Annotated in this window: 16 protein-coding genes; 12 read left to right on the plus strand and 4 right to left on the minus strand. The window is 44.8% G+C overall.

Translation table 11 applies throughout. The features are described from left to right. Positions 1–131 precede the first annotated feature (131 nt). Positions 132–623 carry an RNA polymerase sigma factor gene (locus tag NSQ50_RS08825; RefSeq protein WP_036684055.1) on the plus strand — a complete coding sequence of 164 codons (492 nt, stop codon included), beginning with the start codon at positions 132–134 and terminating at the stop codon, positions 621–623. Continuing rightward, on the plus strand, positions 620–1,621 hold the full coding sequence (locus NSQ50_RS08830; RefSeq protein WP_076225277.1) for an anti sigma factor C-terminal domain-containing protein: 1,002 nt from the start codon (positions 620–622) through the stop codon (positions 1,619–1,621). The genes NSQ50_RS08825 and NSQ50_RS08830 overlap by 4 nt, the downstream gene beginning before the upstream one ends. 669 nt (positions 1,622–2,290) lie before the next feature. Here NSQ50_RS08830 and NSQ50_RS08835 read toward each other — a convergent pair. Then, positions 2,291–2,635 carry a winged helix-turn-helix transcriptional regulator gene (locus tag NSQ50_RS08835; protein WP_036684053.1) on the minus strand — a complete coding sequence of 115 codons (345 nt, stop codon included), beginning with the start codon at positions 2,633–2,635 and terminating at the stop codon, positions 2,291–2,293. Between the two features lie 174 nt (positions 2,636–2,809). Here NSQ50_RS08835 and NSQ50_RS08840 point away from each other — a divergent pair, with 174 nt between their 5' ends. From NSQ50_RS08840 to NSQ50_RS08865, 6 genes are all read left to right on the plus strand, one after another. Then, positions 2,810–3,742, plus strand: coding sequence for an aldo/keto reductase family protein (locus NSQ50_RS08840; RefSeq protein ID WP_076142603.1), 933 nt, complete (start codon positions 2,810–2,812; stop codon positions 3,740–3,742). 31 nt (positions 3,743–3,773) lie between these two features. Then, a complete protein-coding gene (locus tag NSQ50_RS08845) occupies positions 3,774–4,622 on the plus strand; it encodes an NAD-dependent epimerase/dehydratase family protein (protein ID WP_036684049.1) in 849 nt (282 codons plus the stop codon). Between the two features lie 35 nt (positions 4,623–4,657). Beyond that, positions 4,658–5,680 carry an SDR family oxidoreductase gene (locus NSQ50_RS08850; RefSeq protein ID WP_076142604.1) on the plus strand — a complete coding sequence of 341 codons (1,023 nt, stop codon included), beginning with the start codon at positions 4,658–4,660 and terminating at the stop codon, positions 5,678–5,680. Positions 5,681–5,837: 157 nt separating this feature from the next. Beyond that, positions 5,838–6,497, plus strand: a complete 660-nt coding sequence (locus NSQ50_RS08855) for a class I SAM-dependent methyltransferase (RefSeq protein ID WP_076142606.1) — start codon at positions 5,838–5,840, stop codon at positions 6,495–6,497. A gap of 133 nt (positions 6,498–6,630) precedes the next feature. Then, entirely contained in the window at positions 6,631–7,635 is a 1,005-nt protein-coding gene (locus tag NSQ50_RS08860; RefSeq protein WP_141118631.1) for a CapA family protein, read from the plus strand. A 1,094-nt stretch (positions 7,636–8,729) separates the two neighbouring features. After that, the gene (locus NSQ50_RS08865; protein ID WP_340949354.1) at positions 8,730–8,897 is read left to right on the plus strand and encodes a hypothetical protein; all 168 of its coding nucleotides are present in this window, start codon (positions 8,730–8,732) and stop codon (positions 8,895–8,897) included. Here NSQ50_RS08865 and NSQ50_RS08870 read toward each other — a convergent pair whose 3' ends face one another. Both NSQ50_RS08870 and NSQ50_RS08875 read right to left on the minus strand, forming a co-directional pair. Next, complete coding sequence (locus NSQ50_RS08870) at positions 8,898–9,731, minus strand: carbohydrate ABC transporter permease (protein ID WP_036684045.1); 834 nt, start codon at positions 9,729–9,731, stop codon at positions 8,898–8,900. It abuts the gene before it with no gap. Beyond that, on the minus strand, positions 9,731–10,621 hold the full coding sequence (locus tag NSQ50_RS08875; protein WP_076224758.1) for a carbohydrate ABC transporter permease: 891 nt from the start codon (positions 10,619–10,621) through the stop codon (positions 9,731–9,733). The genes NSQ50_RS08870 and NSQ50_RS08875 overlap by 1 nt, the downstream gene beginning before the upstream one ends. 197 nt (positions 10,622–10,818) lie before the next feature. Between NSQ50_RS08875 and NSQ50_RS08880 the strand changes: the two genes are divergently transcribed. The 4 genes from NSQ50_RS08880 to NSQ50_RS08895 all read left to right on the plus strand — a co-directional run bounded on the left by NSQ50_RS08880 (position 10,819) and on the right by NSQ50_RS08895 (position 17,966). After that, positions 10,819–12,681, plus strand: a complete 1,863-nt coding sequence (locus tag NSQ50_RS08880; RefSeq protein ID WP_052097448.1) for a sensor histidine kinase — start codon at positions 10,819–10,821, stop codon at positions 12,679–12,681. After that, a complete protein-coding gene (locus NSQ50_RS08885) occupies positions 12,674–14,320 on the plus strand; it encodes a response regulator (protein ID WP_076224760.1) in 1,647 nt (548 codons plus the stop codon). The genes NSQ50_RS08880 and NSQ50_RS08885 overlap by 8 nt, the downstream gene beginning before the upstream one ends. Before the next feature lie 122 nt (positions 14,321–14,442). Then, the gene (locus NSQ50_RS08890) at positions 14,443–15,753 is read left to right on the plus strand and encodes an ABC transporter substrate-binding protein (protein ID WP_036684033.1); all 1,311 of its coding nucleotides are present in this window, start codon (positions 14,443–14,445) and stop codon (positions 15,751–15,753) included. Between the two features lie 131 nt (positions 15,754–15,884). Further along, positions 15,885–17,966: a glycoside hydrolase family 36 protein gene (locus NSQ50_RS08895; RefSeq protein WP_076224800.1), complete on the plus strand. Its 2,082-nt coding sequence runs from the start codon at positions 15,885–15,887 to the stop codon at positions 17,964–17,966. A gap of 76 nt (positions 17,967–18,042) precedes the next feature. Here NSQ50_RS08895 and NSQ50_RS08900 read toward each other — a convergent pair whose 3' ends face one another. After that, complete coding sequence (locus NSQ50_RS08900) at positions 18,043–18,807, minus strand: sensor histidine kinase (protein WP_169744752.1); 765 nt, start codon at positions 18,805–18,807, stop codon at positions 18,043–18,045. Positions 18,808–18,814: the final 7 nt, after the last annotated feature.

Genomic DNA, 18,814 nt, shown 5'->3' on the forward strand with positions numbered 1-18,814 from the left:
AACCTTATTCTTTCTTTAAAATGTGACGGCATGTCTTTCTGAGGCAGCCGTCTTTTGTTTTATAATTTTTTTCACCTCATAAGCTAACATTCCGAGAACTTTATCGTTATACATACGAAGGGAGGTGCAGGATGAAGCCCGGGCAGCTACATCAGATACTTCAACCTAAAATGTTAGAAATTCAAAAATACTTGATTCGTCTCGGGGCACCTGCAGCCGACGCTGAAGATATCGTACAGGATACGGTGTATAAGGCTCTTTTGTATATTGATTCCATTGATGAGAACAAATTCAGTGCATGGTTATATAAAGTAGCGATCAACCGCTACTATGATCTGTGCCGCCGCCGCAAGCGGATAGTCATTCCTATTGACTATGTAGATGTGCCGGATATGGAATTGCCAGAGGATCATGTGCTGTTAAAAGAGAAACGGGAAGACATCGAAAGAGTGTTGGATGAGCTTCTACCGCTCCATAAACAACTCATTATTATGAAATATGAGCTGGAGCTGTCCTATCAGGAGATAGCTGAGCTTCTGGGAATTACGACAGATACAGTGAAATCGGCATTGTTTCGTGCCCGCAAGCAATTTCAAAAAAAGTATAGAGGTGAAGCGGAATGACAGCTCCATGGGAACAAAAGGATGATCAGAACCTTTCAAAAGTAATTAAGAAGGCAAAACGAAAAACAATGATTCGAAACACAATCATTTCTCTAGTGGTGACGGTTATAGTACTATTCGGTGGGATGCTGGGTAACGCCCATCAGACAAGCTGGTTGGCGATGCGTGGTCTGGATGAAGAGAGGATCATGATGAAGATTAGCAGTCCTAACCTTCAGGAGTTGAGAACTGAACTTGATTTAGGGTTTCTATCGGGTAAAGTTGAACTGAGCACTTACAAAGTTGTTGAGGGTGTGCCCATCGTATGGGATACTAAAAAACTGTATTTCGATATGGGCAGCCGGTTTTCTCTGCTTAATAGGGGATACTCTAGTATAAATGTTCCTGACCCGGTAATGACACAGCAAAATTATGAATACTACCGAGGATATAACAGTCAAAATGCTCAGCGGGAAATGATGTTTTATGTGCCTGGAGTGAATTATAACGAAAAAGTGCTGAATGACCTGCCTGCACTCGAACAAATGGAACCTGGTAAGCTCGTAGAAATGGCAGTTTCTTTTGATAAAAGCTACACTCAGGCAGAGGTAGAGAAGATGCTGCCGGCGGGTTTGACACAGACTTGGTATTGGGTAGATACGTATGACAATAAAAAGAACCTTGAGTTTATTAGGAATGACAGCAGCCCGAATAAATATGCCTTACCGGAATCTGCTAGACAAGTATATGGCTACGGTGGGGAATGGGAAGGGTTATTTAAGCCGAAACCAGAGGATTTTTTACAATCCTTAACCTATGGGCTTCAGATGAAGGGCAAGCATTACGGAGAGTTTGAGCGAATCTCGAATTACTTGAAAAAGGATAAAGCGGCGCCGGATGCCAGTGATGTACAGCTATTGGGAGCTGTTGTTACAGGAACTGCGAAAGAGCTGCAAAGCCTCAAAGGAAAACCCTATGTAAATACGGCAGTTCTCGGCGCGATTGTGGATAAATACTAGATCCGTATAGTGAAAATGCTGGAAGGGTTGTTCTACAGGTGGATTTTTTACGAAAAGAGACGACCTCTCCTTCATTTTCAAAAATGCAAGGGTCAAAAGAGCAGCGATTCATCCTCCTATTGGATCTTCGCTGCTCTGCGTTTTTGATTATCCGCGATCTGCTTCAGTAGTAGATTGAAGGCAAGGCAAAGCCTGCTGACCTCAAACGGCAATTTGTGTATGACTTGACGCAGAAATCGCTGGTATCTCCGGTTGTTTTCAGTTAACCAAATACGCATTCCGACTCTATAATTAGGGAATTTCTCCCTATAATTCTTAGATATTTGGTCATCTAACTTATAATTAGGGAAAACCTCCCTGTAATTTACCTGATTTGGTGAAAAAGAAAGGAATCAACCCGATTTTTAGGGAGAAATTCCCTCATTATGCTCTTTTTTAGCGAATATCGGCTATTTTTAGGGAGTTTTTCCCCAATTACACTAAAGCGCACATCACACATCGCACACCGCGGCGCATCACACACAGCACACCGCACACCGCACATATCCCCTGGGTTAAAGTAAGAATCCATCCATTGTATAGCCAATTTATAAAAAAGAAGCTGTCCAAAAAGTAGAATTCTCTACTTTTTGGACAGCTTCTTTTTTCATCAGTCACAATCTGCTCAAGCTAAGTCCATTTCGCGGACCACAGCTTCATTTCCTTCAAAATTTGATGTAAATCCTCACCTTTGGGAGTAAGCGAATATTCTACCGTAACAGGAACAGTCGGAAATACGTGACGCTCAAGCACACCATGCTCCTCCAGATGGCGCAACGTAGTGGTCAGTGCGCGGGGAGACACATTAGTGATTTTTCGTTGCAGTGCCCCAAAACGCTGCGTGCCGTCGAATAGCTCTCTGAGGACAAGAAAGGCCCATTTTCCACCTAATACTTCAAGTGTTTTTTCAACATTACATTCAATAGTAACAGGGGTTTTGGGGATATAATTATTAGTAGATTTAGCTGTCTTCAAGGTATCTCCTCCTGTTTGTGAAGCTACTATACTCTAGTATAGTAACTACACTAGAGATCATATAATAAACTAATTTTCACTTCTTTCTATTATATACAAACTATTCTAGAATGAATATGAGTGCTAAGCAACCTGCCAAAATCAAACACGGAACTATGGAGAGGAGCAGTTATTATGAAATATCGCAGATTAGGTGGAACCGGTTTAAAAGTCAGTGAGATTAGTTTGGGAAGCTGGCTGACATACGGAGGCTATGTGGAAAGAGATAATGCTGTTAATGCCATTGAAACCGCTTACGACTTAGGCGTGAATTTTTTTGATACTGCAAATGTTTATGAAAAAGGTGCTGCCGAGAAAGTACTAGGTGAGACTTTACGTAACTACTCTCGTGAGTCCTATGTATTAGCTACTAAAGTATACGGGGAAATGGGCACGGGACCTAACGACCGTGGACTATCCCGCAAACATATCACGGAACAGTGTCATGCTAGCTTGAAACGTCTCGGAGTAGAATACGTGGATATTATGTATTGCCACCGTTTTGATCCGGAAACTCCAATTGAAGAAACCTTACGTGCGCTAGATGATCTGGTTCGGCAAGGCAAGGTATATTATGTCGGTGTTAGTGAGTGGACGGCGGCGCAAATGACCGATGCGTTAGCTGTAGCAGACCGCTATTTGCTAGATCATATTGTTGTTAATCAGCCGATTTATAATATGTTTAACCGTTATATTGAGAAAGAGATTATTCCGCTCGGTGAGCGCCGTGGGATTGGACAGGTGGTATTTTCTCCACTGGCTCAAGGGCTGTTAACTGGAAAGTATAACACGGACATCCCTGAGGATAGCCGTGCTGCTAAGCTGGATCGATTAAAAGATTCGATTACAGAAGAAAAGATTGAAAAAGTCCGCCAATTGAGTGGGATCGCTACGGAACTGAATATTTCTGTTGGGAATTTGGCTTTGGCTTGGATTTTGCGTCAACCTAATGTAGCTAGTGCGCTGGTGGGTGCCAGCCGTCCGCAGCAGGTCGAAGAGAATGTTAAGGCTTCAGGTATTGAGCTTTCGGAAGAGATTTTGAAGCAGATTGAGGAGATTCTGGAGTAGTTGTTAGCTTCATAAAAAAGGAGACACACTCATGGCGAAAGTAGTTGTTACAGGCGGCAGTGGGATGTTGGGCAGATGGGTGGTCCGGCATTTTGTAGAGCAAGGGTATGAGGTTGTGAATGTAGATACGCAAAAATCCGCAGATTCTTTGTGCCCAACGATGATTGCTGATTTGAATAATTTGGGTGAAGTATATGGTGTACTTGCTGGCGCTGATGCAGTTGTACATTTGGCTGCGATCCCAGCTGCAAATATAAAGACGAGTGAGGTCACCTTTCAAAATAATGTAGTATCTACCTATAACATTTTGGAGGCTGCAGCGGGTCTCGGGATTCGAAAAGCAGTGATTGCTTCCAGTGAATCCTCCTACGGAATCTGTTTTGCGGTTAATCCTTTGGGGCCGAAGTATGTGCCTATGGATGAGGAGCATCCACAGTTGCCTGAAGACAGCTACGGTCTGTCTAAGGTTGTGAATGAGCAAACCGCTGAGATGTTCTATCGCAGAAAGGGTATACAGGTCGTTTCCCTAAGAATCGGAAATGTTATTGATCCATCGGCGTATGAACGTTTCCCTTCCTTCATTCATGATCCAGCGCAGCGCGATCGGATTCTATGGAGTTATATTGATACACGGGATGTAGCAACAGCTTGCCAATTGGCAATCGAAACGGATGGATTGGGCGCGGTTGCTCTTAATATATGTGCAGATGAGACCAGCATGGCTGTTCCTAGCAGAGAGCTAATGGCCGCACGTTATCCAGAGGTGACGGATTTCCGCCAGCCGCTGGAGGGTCACGAGTCGCTACTCAGTAATGAGAAGGCCAAAAAGCTGCTGAATTGGCAGCCGAAGCACGTATGGCGAGATTATGTTAACCAGTAAATAACGAGCCGGATTCACTATAAGGAGCGTGCAAAATGAAGGTCTTATTTATTGGAGGTACGGGATTAATTAGTCAGGCTGTATCCCCGTTGGCTGTAGCTCAAGGAATCGAGCTGTATTTGTTCAACAGAGGACAGCGGGATGAATTCGTTCCAGAAGGTGCAAAAGTAATTAAAGGAGACATTCGTAATCCGGCAGAAGCCGCATTAGTATTACGAGATTACGAATTTGACGTAGTGGTAGACTGGATTGCTTTTACACCAGAACATGTGCAGGCAGACATTGACCTGTTCACTGGTAAAACGACGCAGTACATTTTCATCAGCTCAGCCTCTGCTTATCAGAAGCCGCAGCGTAATTATGTAATTACAGAAGAGACACCGCTGGAGAACCCTTATTGGGAGTATTCGAGGAATAAAATTGCGTGTGAGCAGCTGTTGATGGAAGCTTACAAGGCGAACGGATTCCCGGTTACGATTGTTCGTCCTTCCCATACCTATGGAAATACAGCCATCCCTGCGGCACTTACGAGTGGCCAGCATCCTTGGTCACTGATCGATCGTATCCGCCGCGGCTTACCTTTAGTCATACATGGAGATGGAACCTCTTTGTGGACACTGACGCATAATTCGGATTTTGCCAAAGGTTTTGTTGGATTGCTTGGACATCCGGAAGCGATAGGGGAGGCCATTCATATTACTTCCGACGAGGTATTGAATTGGAATCAGATCTATGCGGCCATCGGACAAGCGGCAGGTGTGGAACCTAAAGTGGTGCATATCTCCACAGACTTTATCACAGCCTTTTCCCCTCCAGGGACAGCGGATGGCTTGATCGGTGATCAAGCGGTAAGCAGTGTTTTTGATAATAGCAAAATCAAACGTTTCGTGCCTGACTTCCAGGCTACTGTGCCTTTCTCCAAAGGGATCAAGCAGTCGGTTGCTTGGTTCGAGGCACATCCTGAGCAATGTACAGTCGATGCGGAATGGTCTGCGTTACTTGATAAGATGATCGAGAGACATGGAATTGAGTCCAAACCTCTTTCATTCTACGCATAAGGTTTATACTATACAGTTATATTTAAAGACGGTCTGTTCCTAAGGGAGCAGCCGTTTTTTTGGGTTTGTCTCGTTCAATGTAAGGTTATGGAATGAATCAGCAAATCATGAATATACTCTCACTACCTAAAATTCCGTTGAAAAAGGAGTCCTGGCCATGCCAACCCATCCCTTTGTCTCGCGTTTTTTCGTAAATTCAGATGCACGTCGTGAGAAGTTAATTTATGATCTGCCGGAATCATGGTGGAGCCGTCCCTTTGAATATGAGTGGTGTATTAACTTTATTTCTCCGCATGGTGTTGTACTGGATGCAGCCTGTGGGATTCCTCATCCCTTGAAGTTTTATTTGGCAGGGGTTTGTGCAGAGGTCTATGCCTGCGATATGGACAGTAGGGTTATTTACCCAAAAGCTATCCAAGAATGTATTGAAAATGAGATTGGGGAAAAAGCGGCAAAGCAGGTTATCGCTAGAAGAACAAACAACCTGCATTTGGCTCAAGCTAATCTGACGGATCTGCCGTATGAGGATGAGAGCTTTGACACTGTTTTTTGCATATCAGTATTAGAGCATTTGAGCTTTGAGGATACAGTGGGTACTTTACGGGAATTTCACCGGACGTTGAACGAAGAAGGATTATTGGTATTGACATTTGATTATCCGACGGTAAATCTGAATCTTATGAATGACCTGCTGCTGCAAACTGGATTTCAGTATTGGGGGGAGACAGATTTTGAGTTGCCTGCGGATGCTGTGCATACGGATGCGTGGGGCGGATTAAATTGCTTCAGAGCCGTTCTGAAAAAAGCAAAGGAATAACAGGTCTTTCTACTCTTAATTTAGTAACCTCTTTCCAGTATGCTAGGATCATAGCTAATAAAAAGATGAGAGGAGGCTGTGTTTTTTGAGATTAGGATCGAAGGTTTTGCGTAGAATAGCACTCATTACACTTATGTTATCACTAATAGTTCCTGTGACATCTGCCTCCAGTGCAGCTTCACTATCTTCAGATCCTATAAAGCTTGCTTTTGCGGGTGATATCCTTTTGGATGGTTTTGTTGGCGATCAGATTGCTAAATATGGGGTGAACTTTCCGTTTGTAAAGGTCGCACCTACGCTGCAAAAGGCTGACATCGCCTTCGCCAATCTGGAGACGCCTGTGTCTATCCGAGGGAAAGCGGCAGAGAAAACCTTTGCCTTCAGATCCAAACCAGCAACGTTAGGTGGCTTAACCTATGCCGGGATTGATGGAGTGTCCTTGGCGAATAATCATATTTTGGATTATGGAAAAGACGCTATGCTCGACACGCTGATCCATTTGGATCGAAACAAGATTGGCCATACAGGAGCTGGCAAAGATGAAGATGAAGCGTTCAAGCCTTATACTAAGACAGTAAAAGGGAAAAAGATCGCCATCCTTGGCGTTAGCCGTGTGCTTTCAGATCCTTCGTGGTATGCCGGCAAAAACAAACCGGGAGCCGCTTCAGCTTACACCTCGCAGCCTATGCTTAGCGCCATTCAGAAGATGTCCAAGGAGAATGATTACACGATCGTATATATTCACTGGAATGAAGAGTTTAAGGATTTCCCTGAAAAGTACGCTCGCACACTAGCTAAACAGATGATTGATAGCGGGGCGGATTTAATTCTTGGCGCACACAGTCACTGCCTTATGGGCATCGAATACTATAAGCACAAGCCCATTTATTATTCACTTGGGAATTTTGTGTTTAATCGCTCCACACGTGGTGGGGAAAAAACACTTAATTCTATGCTGTTGAATGTTGAGATTAAGGACTCCAAGATCACCAGCAAGATTACACCTGTCAAAATCATTGGCGGACAGCCTAATTTCATGGATGATTCCTACAATAGGAAAACGATTAAGCTCATGAACACCCTATCTTTTAATGCCAACATAGATGCTAACGGCAGGGTCACGGAGAAGGAGCTTTAATAAATACAAACTCTGATTAACTATTCACGGATTGCGCTCGATCTCGTTGGAATGCGAAATGTGTGGAGTACTTATGGAGTACCTATGGAGTGGCATGAAGTACGAATGGAGTACGAATGGAGTACGTATGGTGTACGTAGGATGTGGCGTATGGAATACCTATGGAGTGCCTATAAAGTATCACCGTTGTGTTTGTGAAATAACTGCATTCTATACACCTATTTTATATGTAAAACGGACCATTTTGCTTTTAAGTGTATTCTATGCAACTAAAAACTAGAAAATCGGCCTAGAGGGCATTAAATCAAGAGAATAGTTGTACGAAATACAGCTATATCCATCGGCCGAGCGAGTTGCAGAGTTATAGTTGTACAAAATACAGTTAAACTACTAGTTAGTATTGGAACGTCTGCATCAAAAGCTGACCGTAGCAGTATGCAGAGAGTATTGGAACGTCTGTATAAAAAGCTGACTGAAGCAGTATGAAGAGAGTATTTATGGAGTCCGTATGGAGTGCCCATGAAGTATCATCGTTGTAATTGTGAAATAACTGCATTCTATACACCTATCTTATATGTAAAACGGACCATTCTGCTTTTAAGTGTATTCTATACAACTAAAAACTAGAAAATCGGCCTAGAGGGCATTAAATCAAGAGAATAGTTGTACGAAATACAGCTATATCCATCGGCCGAGCGAGTTGCAGAGTTATAGTTGTACAAAATACAGTTAAACTACTAGTTAGTATTGGAACGTCTGCATCAAAAGCTGACCGTAGCAGTATGCAGAGAGTATTGGAACGTCTGTATAAAAAGCTGACTGAAGCAGTATGAAGAGAGTATTTATGGAGTCCGTATGGAGTGCCCATGAAGTATCACCGTTGTGTTTGTGAAATAACTGCATTCTATACACCTATTTTATATGTAAAACGGACCATTTTGCTTTTAAGTGTATTCTATGCAACTAAAAACTAGAAAATCGGCCTAGAGGGCATTAAATCAAGAGAATAGTTGTACGAAATACAGCTATATCCATCGGTCGAGCGAGTTGCAGAGTTATAGTTGTACAAAATACAGTTAAACTACTAGTTAGTATTGGAACGTCTGCATCAAAAGCTGACCGCAGCAGTATGCAGAGTATTGGAACGTCTGCATCAAAAGCAGACTGTAGCAGTATGCAAAGTATTGGAACGTCTGCATAAAGGGGGAGATCCATATGGATCTCCCCCTTTTTATGCAGAAGCTAGGTTTGGAATCAGTTAATCAGCCCTTCACCGCCCCCGCAACAACACCCTTAACGATGTACTTTTGCAAGAAGATGAATACTACGATTGATGGCAACACCGCCATGACCATAGCAGTCATCGCATATTGCCAATCTGAGGTATATTGGCCCACAAAGGTGTAGGCAGCCAGTGTCAGCGTTTTGGTATCTGGGGAGCCGTTGACCATAAGCAGCGGGAGCAGGAAGTCATTCCAGATCCACATTACGTCGATAATGACAATGGTTGTTGTGACCGATTTCAGCAGTGGGAAGATGACACTGAAGAACAGGCGGAAGCCGGAAGCTCCATCAATCGTGGCACTCTCATCAATTTCAACCGGAATCCCTTTGACGAATCCATGGTAGATAAACACGGCGAGTGGAGCACCGAAACCCCAATATAACAACCCAAGTCCCCAAGTACTCTCAGAGAGATTTAAAGTCTTAGCCGTTTGCAGAACGGTCAGCATGATCGATTGGAACGGAATCAGCATCGGCATAATGCAGAGGAAATAAATCACCCCGCTCAGTCTGGATTTCGTCCGTGCCAGCTTGTAGGCTGCTATGGATGAAATGAACACAATACCTAGAAGACCTACACCGGTAATGACAAAGTTGTTCAGGAACAGCTTCGGATAGTTGATAAACTTCCACACGTAGGAATAGTTGCCGAACACCAGATGTTTTGGCAGGGCGATGACATCCGTCATGACTTCGCTAAAGCTTTTTAACGAGTTGATAATTGTCAGAAATAGCGGATATAGAAACAGAAGAGAGAGGATGACCATAACAACCTCTAAAATGATTCGGCCTGCTTTGCGGTTTGTATTCATTATGCCTCAACCTCTCTTCGTTTGAAGAATGCTAACTGGAGAATAGTTACCATCAAGACGGCCAGGAACAAGATAAGCGCTTTCGCTGTACCGTATCCATACAGATTGTTTTGGAAGGTATCCCGGTAGATATCGTAAGCGATACTGTAGGTAGTTCCGCCAGGTCCGCCCCCGGTTAAGGACAGGATGACATCGAACACCTTGATCGAATTGGTCAGTGCCATGAACACAGAAATCGTAATGGATGGAGCGAGCAGTGGCAGCGTAATACTGAAGAATTTTCTCATGGGACCAGCGCCATCAACTGTGGCTGCTTCTTTGAGATCCTCAGGTACAGATTGCAGACCGGCAATATAAATGACCAGATAAAAACCAATCGACTGCCAGATGGAGACGGCCAGTATGGAGACGAAAGCAAGTCCTGGCGTCCCTAGCCAGCTTAGACCAAATATGGACCAGCCTGTACTTTCTCCGAGTGAGTTGAAACCTTGCATAAAGATAAATTTCCAGATAAAACCGACAATGACAAGACTGAGGATATAAGGAATAAAGAAAGCGGCTCTCAGCCAAGGGGTGCTCTTCAGCTTCATGTCCAGAACTAATGCGAGCAAGATGGCCAGCACGTTAACGAGAACAATGTACAGAATCGCATACTTTATGGTGAACCAGGCTGAATTGGCGAAGTTGGTGTCGCCCATAAAGATTTGTTTGAAATTATCAAGTCCGACAAACTTAGGGTGTTTCGAAATTCCGTTCCATTTGGTCATCGAATAGCGGATAGTCATGGCAAACGGAATGTAGAATGCTACAGCGATACAGATTAGGACTGGGAGAGTGAATAATCCGAATTCTGTTTTCTCGCGCCATCTTTTGCCGAGTGATTTTAACATGGATGCACCTCTTCTTGATTTGTTGGGTGGTAATATCGACTAGGCTTGCCACACATAACCATTCCGGTTAGTCTATATTGTGTATTATAGAGCAGTGCCCTATACTCAAAAATGGATTTAAGAGTACAGTTAGGGGTAAAAAGGTGAACTGAAATATTTATAATTAAGCCTGTAAATCGTGGGGGAGGTTGCCGGTCATTATTAAAAAGTGGATCATAAAGCGGTTTGAACCCGTGCTGGAGCTTGTCTCACGCAGGTTGGCGAACAAGCTTATTTTGCTGTTTACAATCATCATTGTTTTGGTGGTGACCTCACTGACGTTCATTTCATACGGCATGCTGCGAAAAGAATCGGTGGATAACAGCATCGCCAGTACGAGCAACAATCTGTTGCTTGTCGGCCGGAATCTGGAGAGTTATTTGGACGGCATCGAGCAATTATCCCTGCCGCAAATATCGTATGACGAGATCACCTATGCGATTTTGCATGAATCGGAGGATTATGCCTCGAAGATGTATGTGGAGGACTACTTGAAGAACCTGTACTTCTCCCGCAATGATCTGGAAGCTATCTACCTGTATGTGATCAAGGAGCACAAGTATTATTATGTCACCAAAGAGAACTACAATATTACCGTGCGGGTCGCCGAGCATCCGTCGATTGAGAATCTTTCCTGGTATAAAAAAGCGCTGGCCAGCCCGTTTAACCGTTCTTACCAGTCTTTTGTAAAAAACCAATCCTCGATGATCAATAGCTCCGACTACCCTATAAATAAGGATAAAAGCTTCATGGGCTACCATCGATTGCTGCGCTCTATAGTTTCCAGGGAGCCGCAGGCGGTGCTCTCCCTTTATTTCAACTCCTCGGTTACGGACGAGATTATGAAGGATATTCCCTTCAGTAAAGGGCAGCACCTAATGTACGTCAGTCCCGATAATGAACCTTTTGTGGTGGATGACCCCGGGTTTTATCAACAGAGCGAACAAGAGGGACTGCTTAAGGAGCTGACACCAGCCTCAGGAGGACGCGTGACGTGGTCGGATAAAGAAGAGAAGTATCTAGTGATTTATGACATCAGCAAAAAAGAAGGCTGGAAGCTGATTAAGCCGATTCCCTACAAAGAAATTTATGAAGCGGCCACGACAACACGCAAATTGAACTATTTCATAGGACTGTTATTTTTAATCGTTTCGGTCATCTTGGTCAGCTTTATTTCGAACAAAATAACGAACCCGCTAAAGAATCTGTCGCTGCAGATGAAGCGGTTCAGTACAGGCAGCTTTGACGCTGAAGCACAGGTTGAAGGAAAGGATGAAATTGCCTATCTGTCTCGCCACTTCAATAAGATGGTGGAAAAGACGAATGAGCTGATCAATGAACGGTATAAAATGAAAATTGTCGAGAAAAATGCTGTACTCAAAGCACTGGAAGCTGAGATCAATCCGCATTTCTTATATAATGCCCTGCAAGCCATTTCCACCAAGGCGCTGAAAAACAACAATGATGATATTGTCGATATGGTCGATAATCTTGCTATGACGTTGAGATACTGCATTAGCGGTAAAGATGTGGTCCATGCCAGAGAGGAATTAAAGCATATTGAACGTTATTTGGCACTGCAGAAGGCTCGTTTTGGAAACAGAATGCAGGTGGCCTACCAGTGGGAAGACCCTTTGCTGGAGCTGGAGATTCCGAAGCTGTCCATTCAGACCTTGGTAGAAAATTGCATCAAGCATGCGCTGGAAAAAGTATCCACAACGATCACAATTACCATTGAAGCGCATGTGACGCCTAGCCATACTGTTATTTCAGTGACGGATGATGGACCGGGGTTTAGCGGGGAGCGGCTGGAGCAAGTGAGAAATTCTCTTCAAATCCAGTGGGAGGATCAGGGCGGAGAAAACGCTGCCGAAAGTGACACGGAAAGCATTGGACTGAAAAATTTGAACACGCGGCTGAAGCTTTTGTATGGTGAGGCTGCGGGTTTGGCCATTACCAGTGATGCTGGCGGAACAAAGATGGACATGCGGTTACCGCGGGGAGGGATTAACCATGTATAAAGTACTGATTATAGATGATGAGGAACCGTTGCGTGAGGCGATCAACATCCTGGGAGACTGGAAAGGACTAGGTGTCGATCAGGTACTGGAGGCTACGGATGGAAATATGGGCCTAGCCATGCTGCGTGAGCAAAAGATCGACCTTGTATTGGTTGACATGAAGATGCCGGAGCTGAACGGAAGTGAGCTGCTGCAGATCGTGGAGAAGGAGTTCCCGGAACTGCTGACGATTGTAATCAGCGGCTACAATGATTTTGAATATACCCGCCAGGCTATCCGTTCTAAGGTAGTTGATTATTTGCTGAAGCCGGTCAACCGGGCGGATTTGAATGCGGCCTTGCGTAAAGCTATAGATGTGCTGGAGGCCAAACGTAAGAAAGAAAGTGAGTTCATCAACAGGAACATTACGCTCAACATGTCTCTGCCGAAGCTAAAGGAGAAAATTTATCTGTCGATCATTGAACGTAGCTTCAAAAATCAGTCCAACGAGGCTTTTCTGCCGTTGATCGGCGCTGATACGACCGGAAACTATTTTGCTGCGGGTGTACTGCGGGTGCTCAATTTGGAACAAGTGCGTCGTAATCGCTTCCATGAGGACCGGGATTTGCTGCATTTTGCCGTCACAAATGTGATTAATGAGAATAGCGATGAGCATTTTCAGGCCTTCAGCTTCGCCAGCCATAAGGGAGAACGCGAGTTTATCGCCATCTTCACGATGAAAGGCGGCTATGAGGAGGACGCAACTTTCCGCTCTTTACATCATATGAAGAAGTTAGTCTCGACGCTGAAAGAGCTATTCGGAATTGTTGTTGCCGGAGGAATTGGACAGCCCTATGGTGACATCATGGCGCTTGCTCAATCCTATGAGACTGCCAAAGCCTCTCTCGACGGGATTGACCTCCTGACGCTGAAGGGAGCGATTGTCACAAATAGCAGCAACGATACTTCACAGGGGAAAGATAATCCTTCCTTGACGGGCCGTATGCCCTTGATTCGCAACGCACTGGAGAGCGGGAACATCAATCATGCCAAAAGTATTTTAAGCGAATTCACGAAGAAATGGGAGGCTTCCGGACGTTTTAATCTGGGCGAGGCTGACCGGCAGATAGAGGAATTTATTATTTTACTGAACGATATTGCGACGGAGCTGGATGCGGTCCCCGAACGTATCCGTGGCGGTAAAGATAAAGGATTGCGTGGGCTAGGCATCGGGAGCGATTTTGCTTCCTTTGGCGAATTTGAGCGGGTGCTGAGCGGGATTCTAGATTGCTATGGCAATGAAATCAGCAAAAGCCTTGCTGGCAATCGCCCCAGCGTATTGGAAAATATTAAAGCATACATTGATAATCACTATTTTGAGAATATTAAAATATCGATGTTCACGGATAAATATTTCCTGAGCAGAGAATACTTGATGAAACTTTTTAAGGGGCAATATGGTTATGGCATACATGAGTATGTACAAAAGGTAAGAATGGACAAGGCAAAGGAGCTGCTATCCACCCCCGATTTGAAAATCCAAGACATTTCCGAGATGTTGGGGTACAAGGACAAAAATTATTTCAGCAAGGCGTTCCGGAATTATTATGACTGTTCACCTTCTGAATATCGGGTTCTGCTATTGAACGGGGATGAGTGAAGCGGTTACATGAACACACTTTTTTACCCTAATAAGTTCACTTATGTACATTCTTATCCTTTTTCTTTTTCTTTAGAATTGTCTCAAGACCACTAGATGCATGAGGAAAAGGGGGCAACATCATGTTAAAAAGATTTATGGCTTTATCTGCGAGTCTGCTGCTCGTCGGCGGATTACTGGCGGGTTGCGGCGGAAACAACAATGCCGCTGACAATAGCGGAACAGGGAATACTCCTGCCACAGATTCTGGCAAGCCGGTCACGATTAATATGTTCACCGCATCACCCGAGTACACTGATGCTTTTAACGCTTATATTGCCGAGTACAAGAAAGTTAAACCGAATGTGACGATTAATCTGGAGATTATGCAGGCTGACTACAATACGGTGCTCAAATCGAAGATTGCTGCGGGAAGTACACCTGACGTATTCCAGACCACAGCGGGTGGAGATATTGATACCTTTGCGGAGTATAGTGCTGACCTAACTAATGAGCCACTGGCTGCGGCGATGACCGATGCAGTGCGTTCTAACATGAGTTCTACGGACGGTAAAGTGCTCGGTCTTCCGGTAAAAGGGAATCTATTTGTCCTGATGTACAATAAGAAACTGTTGGCTGATGCTGGGATTACGGAAGTTCCTAAGACAACAGCCCAAATGGACGATGCGATTACTAAGCTTGAAGCTAAAGGCATTACTCCTTTTGCCAACGCCTATAAAGAGTGGTGGGTATGGAAACACATCTTCCAACACTTCGTAGATGCGGCAGCCCAAGATGCAGGTACGGATGCTAAGACACTAGTAAATGATTTTATTGCCGGAAAAACCACGATCAAGGATCACCCGGTGCTGTACAATAACTTCTTCAGCTTCGTTGATACCACTGTTAAACATGGCACAGACAAACCGCTTGAACGGGACAGCAATGCTGAAGTCAGCGACTTTGCATCCGGCAAAACAGCGTTCATGACTGGTAAAGGCGCATGGGATGAAGAAGCCATTAAGAAAATCACACCTGACTTCGACCTGGGCATTATGGGTTACCCAGTCAGCGACAAGGCTGAACAGTCCCAGATCATTACTGGTGCGGATCAGGCCCTGCGTATCAATAAGGATTCTGCTGTAGCTGGTGAGACTATTGAATTCTTCAACTGGCTGTATACTTCTGAATACGGTAAGAACTGGTTCTCTACAGTAGCTAAGGTTATTCCTCCAATTAAGGATGCTCCAATGCCTGACCTGCAAATGCCAAAAGAAATGGAAGAGATCCTCAAAACAGAGAAATCCGGCGACCTGTCCGTGAACTACTCTCTGGATACCTTCCACCAAAAATTTGGTGAGCTCATGCAGGCTTACATCGGCGGAAGCAAAACTAAGGATCAAGCCATCGATGAAATTCAAAAAGCTTGGATTCAATTCGGATCGGCAGAATAACTAGGTTGAGATCAGGGGGCGGGCTCCAAGGTAAGATTCACTTACTGGAGAACCGTCCCTTTTTTATATGTTATATAATCATAAGAAGATACTGAGACAAAGTCAGGAGGTACATTATTGTGAATAGCAAAATGATTGAAATCATTGAAAATGGACTATATCTTACGATTGAAGTTACGGAAGATCAAGATGTTCGGCTATTGCATTTTGGCGCGGCACCTTTGGAAGCAGCCATAGCGGATAAGAACAAGCAAGGCTTCCGGCTGCTGGAGCTGCAATTATCGGGCGAAGACCGCGCCGAATATCACGGGCGCACACACCGAGCATCCTTTCCGGGTCTTCGGATGGTATATGTGGGACACAGCGATACAGTGAATGCACTCGGGCGTAAATTGGAGCTTAGCTTGGCTGATCCGATTACAGGAATCCAGGCAGTGCAGCATTTTCAGTTCTACAAGGGCGTGCAAATCGTTCGAAGCTGGACAGTGCTAAAGAATGCTGGAAAAGCTGAGGTGGCAGTGGAATACATCTCCTCCTTTGCTCTTACAGGTGTAGACAAAGAGGGGAGCGGGGAGCGCAATGATAAGATTGAAGTAACCCTTGCCCACAGTGGATGGCAGAGTGAACTTCAGTGGCGGACCTACCGCCTGCCTGAGCTTGGGATGTATCATTTGGCAGACCGTGGCTCCAAACGAATTGCCGCAAGCAATACAGGCTCTTGGTCAGCAGCGGAACTTCTACCGATGGCGGTTTTGCATAATAAGGAGAGCGGGACAAGCTTGTTCTGGCAGATTGAGCATAACGGCTCTTGGCATTGGGAGCTGACGGATCAATACGATCAGCTTACACTGCTGGTCAGCGGACCTACAGAACATGACAACCATTGGTGGCTGAACCTAGCTCCCGGTGAAGAGTTTACTTCGGTGCCAGCAGCTGTAGGTGCTGTGCAGGGAGGATTTCAGGGCGCGGCAGAACAGCTTACGGTATATCGCCGGATGATCCGCAGACCTAATGAGGATAATGAGCTGCTGCGGATTATTTTTAATGACTATATGAATTGCTTATGGGGAAGCCCAACGACTGAGAAACTACTGCCTTTAATTGATGCTGCCGCAGAAGTAGGTTGTGAATATTTCTGTATTGATGCTGGCTGGTATGCACCCGGAGAGTGGTGGGATGGCGTAGGCCAGTGGGAGCCTTCCAGCGATCGGTTTCCGGAAGGGATTAAATATGTGCTCGACTATATCCGCAGCAAAGGGATGATTCCCGGACTATGGCTTGAGCTGGAGGTTATGGGCATCAACAGCCCGAAGCTTGCGGAGACTGATGACAGCTGGTTTTTCATGCGGCATGGTAAAAGGGTTAAGGACCGTAGCCGCTATCAGCTAGATTACCGCAACCCGAAAGTCATTGATCATGCAAACGGTGTTATTGCGCGTCTGGTTAAGCAGTACGGTGTAGGATACATTAAAATGGATTACAACATCAATGCAGGCATTGGGACAGAAACGGATGCGGACAGCTTCGGAGATGGGTTGCTACAGCATAACCGCGCTTATCTGGCTTGGTTGGACAGCATCTTTGTTCGTTATCCGAACCTTGTCATCGAGAACTGTTCCAGCGGGGGAATGCGCATGGATTATGCGATGCTCAGCCGACACAGCATCCAGTCTACTAGCGACCAGGAGGATTATGTACAGTATGCGGCCATTGCCGCAGGTTCTCCGGCAGCACTGACACCGGAGCAGTCCGCAGTTTGGTCTTATCCGCTGCGCGAGGGTGACGATGAGGAAGTCATCTTCAATATGGTTAATGCGCTGTTGCTTCGTGTACACCAGAGCGGTCATTTGGCGGAGCTTGAACCTCACCGCAGAAGTCTAGTTAAAGAAGCGCTGGATTATTACAAAACCATTCGCAGTGATATCCCACACGCCACACCTTTCTGGCCGCTCGGCCTGCCGGACAGTGAGGGCGAATGGGTCAGCCTTGGCCTGCGGCGCGGCGAACGACGGTATGTCGCGGTATGGCGGATTGACGGAGAAGCTGCAAATGTCCAATTGCCGATAGAAGAGCTGAAGGGATTTGAACCAGTGATCGCCTGTGCCTATCCTCAGCAGCATAGTTCAACTTGGAATTGGGATCAATCGGCAGGGGTTTTGACGGTGGCACTCCCACCAGGAAAAACAGCGAGATTGTTTGAGATTACTTCGTAAAGCTTGCGGCGGGCCTGCTCCCCTTCAGTCTGCTGTTGGGGAGCGGCCGCTGTACTTGCTAGGGAAATAGTTTTTTTCACTGCCTTTCTAATTCGGTCAGGTTTGGCTTAGCTGCTGAAAGTATGTTTAGAAAAGGTAGTACAATGATTGTTTCGAATTCATTATTTTGAGCGTTAGTAACTAGATGACCTCCGTATTTTTCGGTGACACTTTGAATATTTGTTAAGCCGAATCCGTGAAAAGCGGGATTCTCTTTAAAATTATGCTGCACTATAGTGCTAGAATTGTTCCGTGAGTTGGTGACTTGGATAAACAATGAAGTATCGGTAGTGAAAATTAGCAGCTGAATAAATCTATCTTCTTTTTTTGGAACTCTTGCAGCGGCGTTTAGAGCATTATCCAGCACATTCCCGATCACGGTACATAAGTCAAACCGATCAATATCAATAGCTTCGGCGTGTATATGAATATCATACTTAATAGCAATTTTGTGTTCACAAGCAATATTTAGCGCGTTGCCAATTAAAGAATCAATTACCAAATTACCTGTTGATAGTTTGAGAGAAGGCTGATGAATTTGACCGAGCATTGAATTGATATGATGGATAGATTCCTGAATCTCATTGTTCTGAATACAATTCCGGACATATACCAAATGCTTGTTCGTATCATGGATAACTTGTTTGATGCTTGTAAGGGAATGTGTGGTTTTTTCATAGCTGATGTGTTGATAATCCATCTGTTTATGTAATTGCAGATTTTCTTTAGTCAGTTTGGTGTTTTCATTAATTTTACCGAATAAAAGGATGGTTTCTCTGATTAGCAGAATAAGCAACATCATGATGACC

The sequence above is a fragment of the Paenibacillus sp. FSL R10-2788 genome (genome assembly GCF_038003885.1).
In the GTDB taxonomy this organism is placed as follows: domain Bacteria; phylum Bacillota; class Bacilli; order Paenibacillales; family Paenibacillaceae; genus Paenibacillus_AQ; species Paenibacillus_AQ odorifer.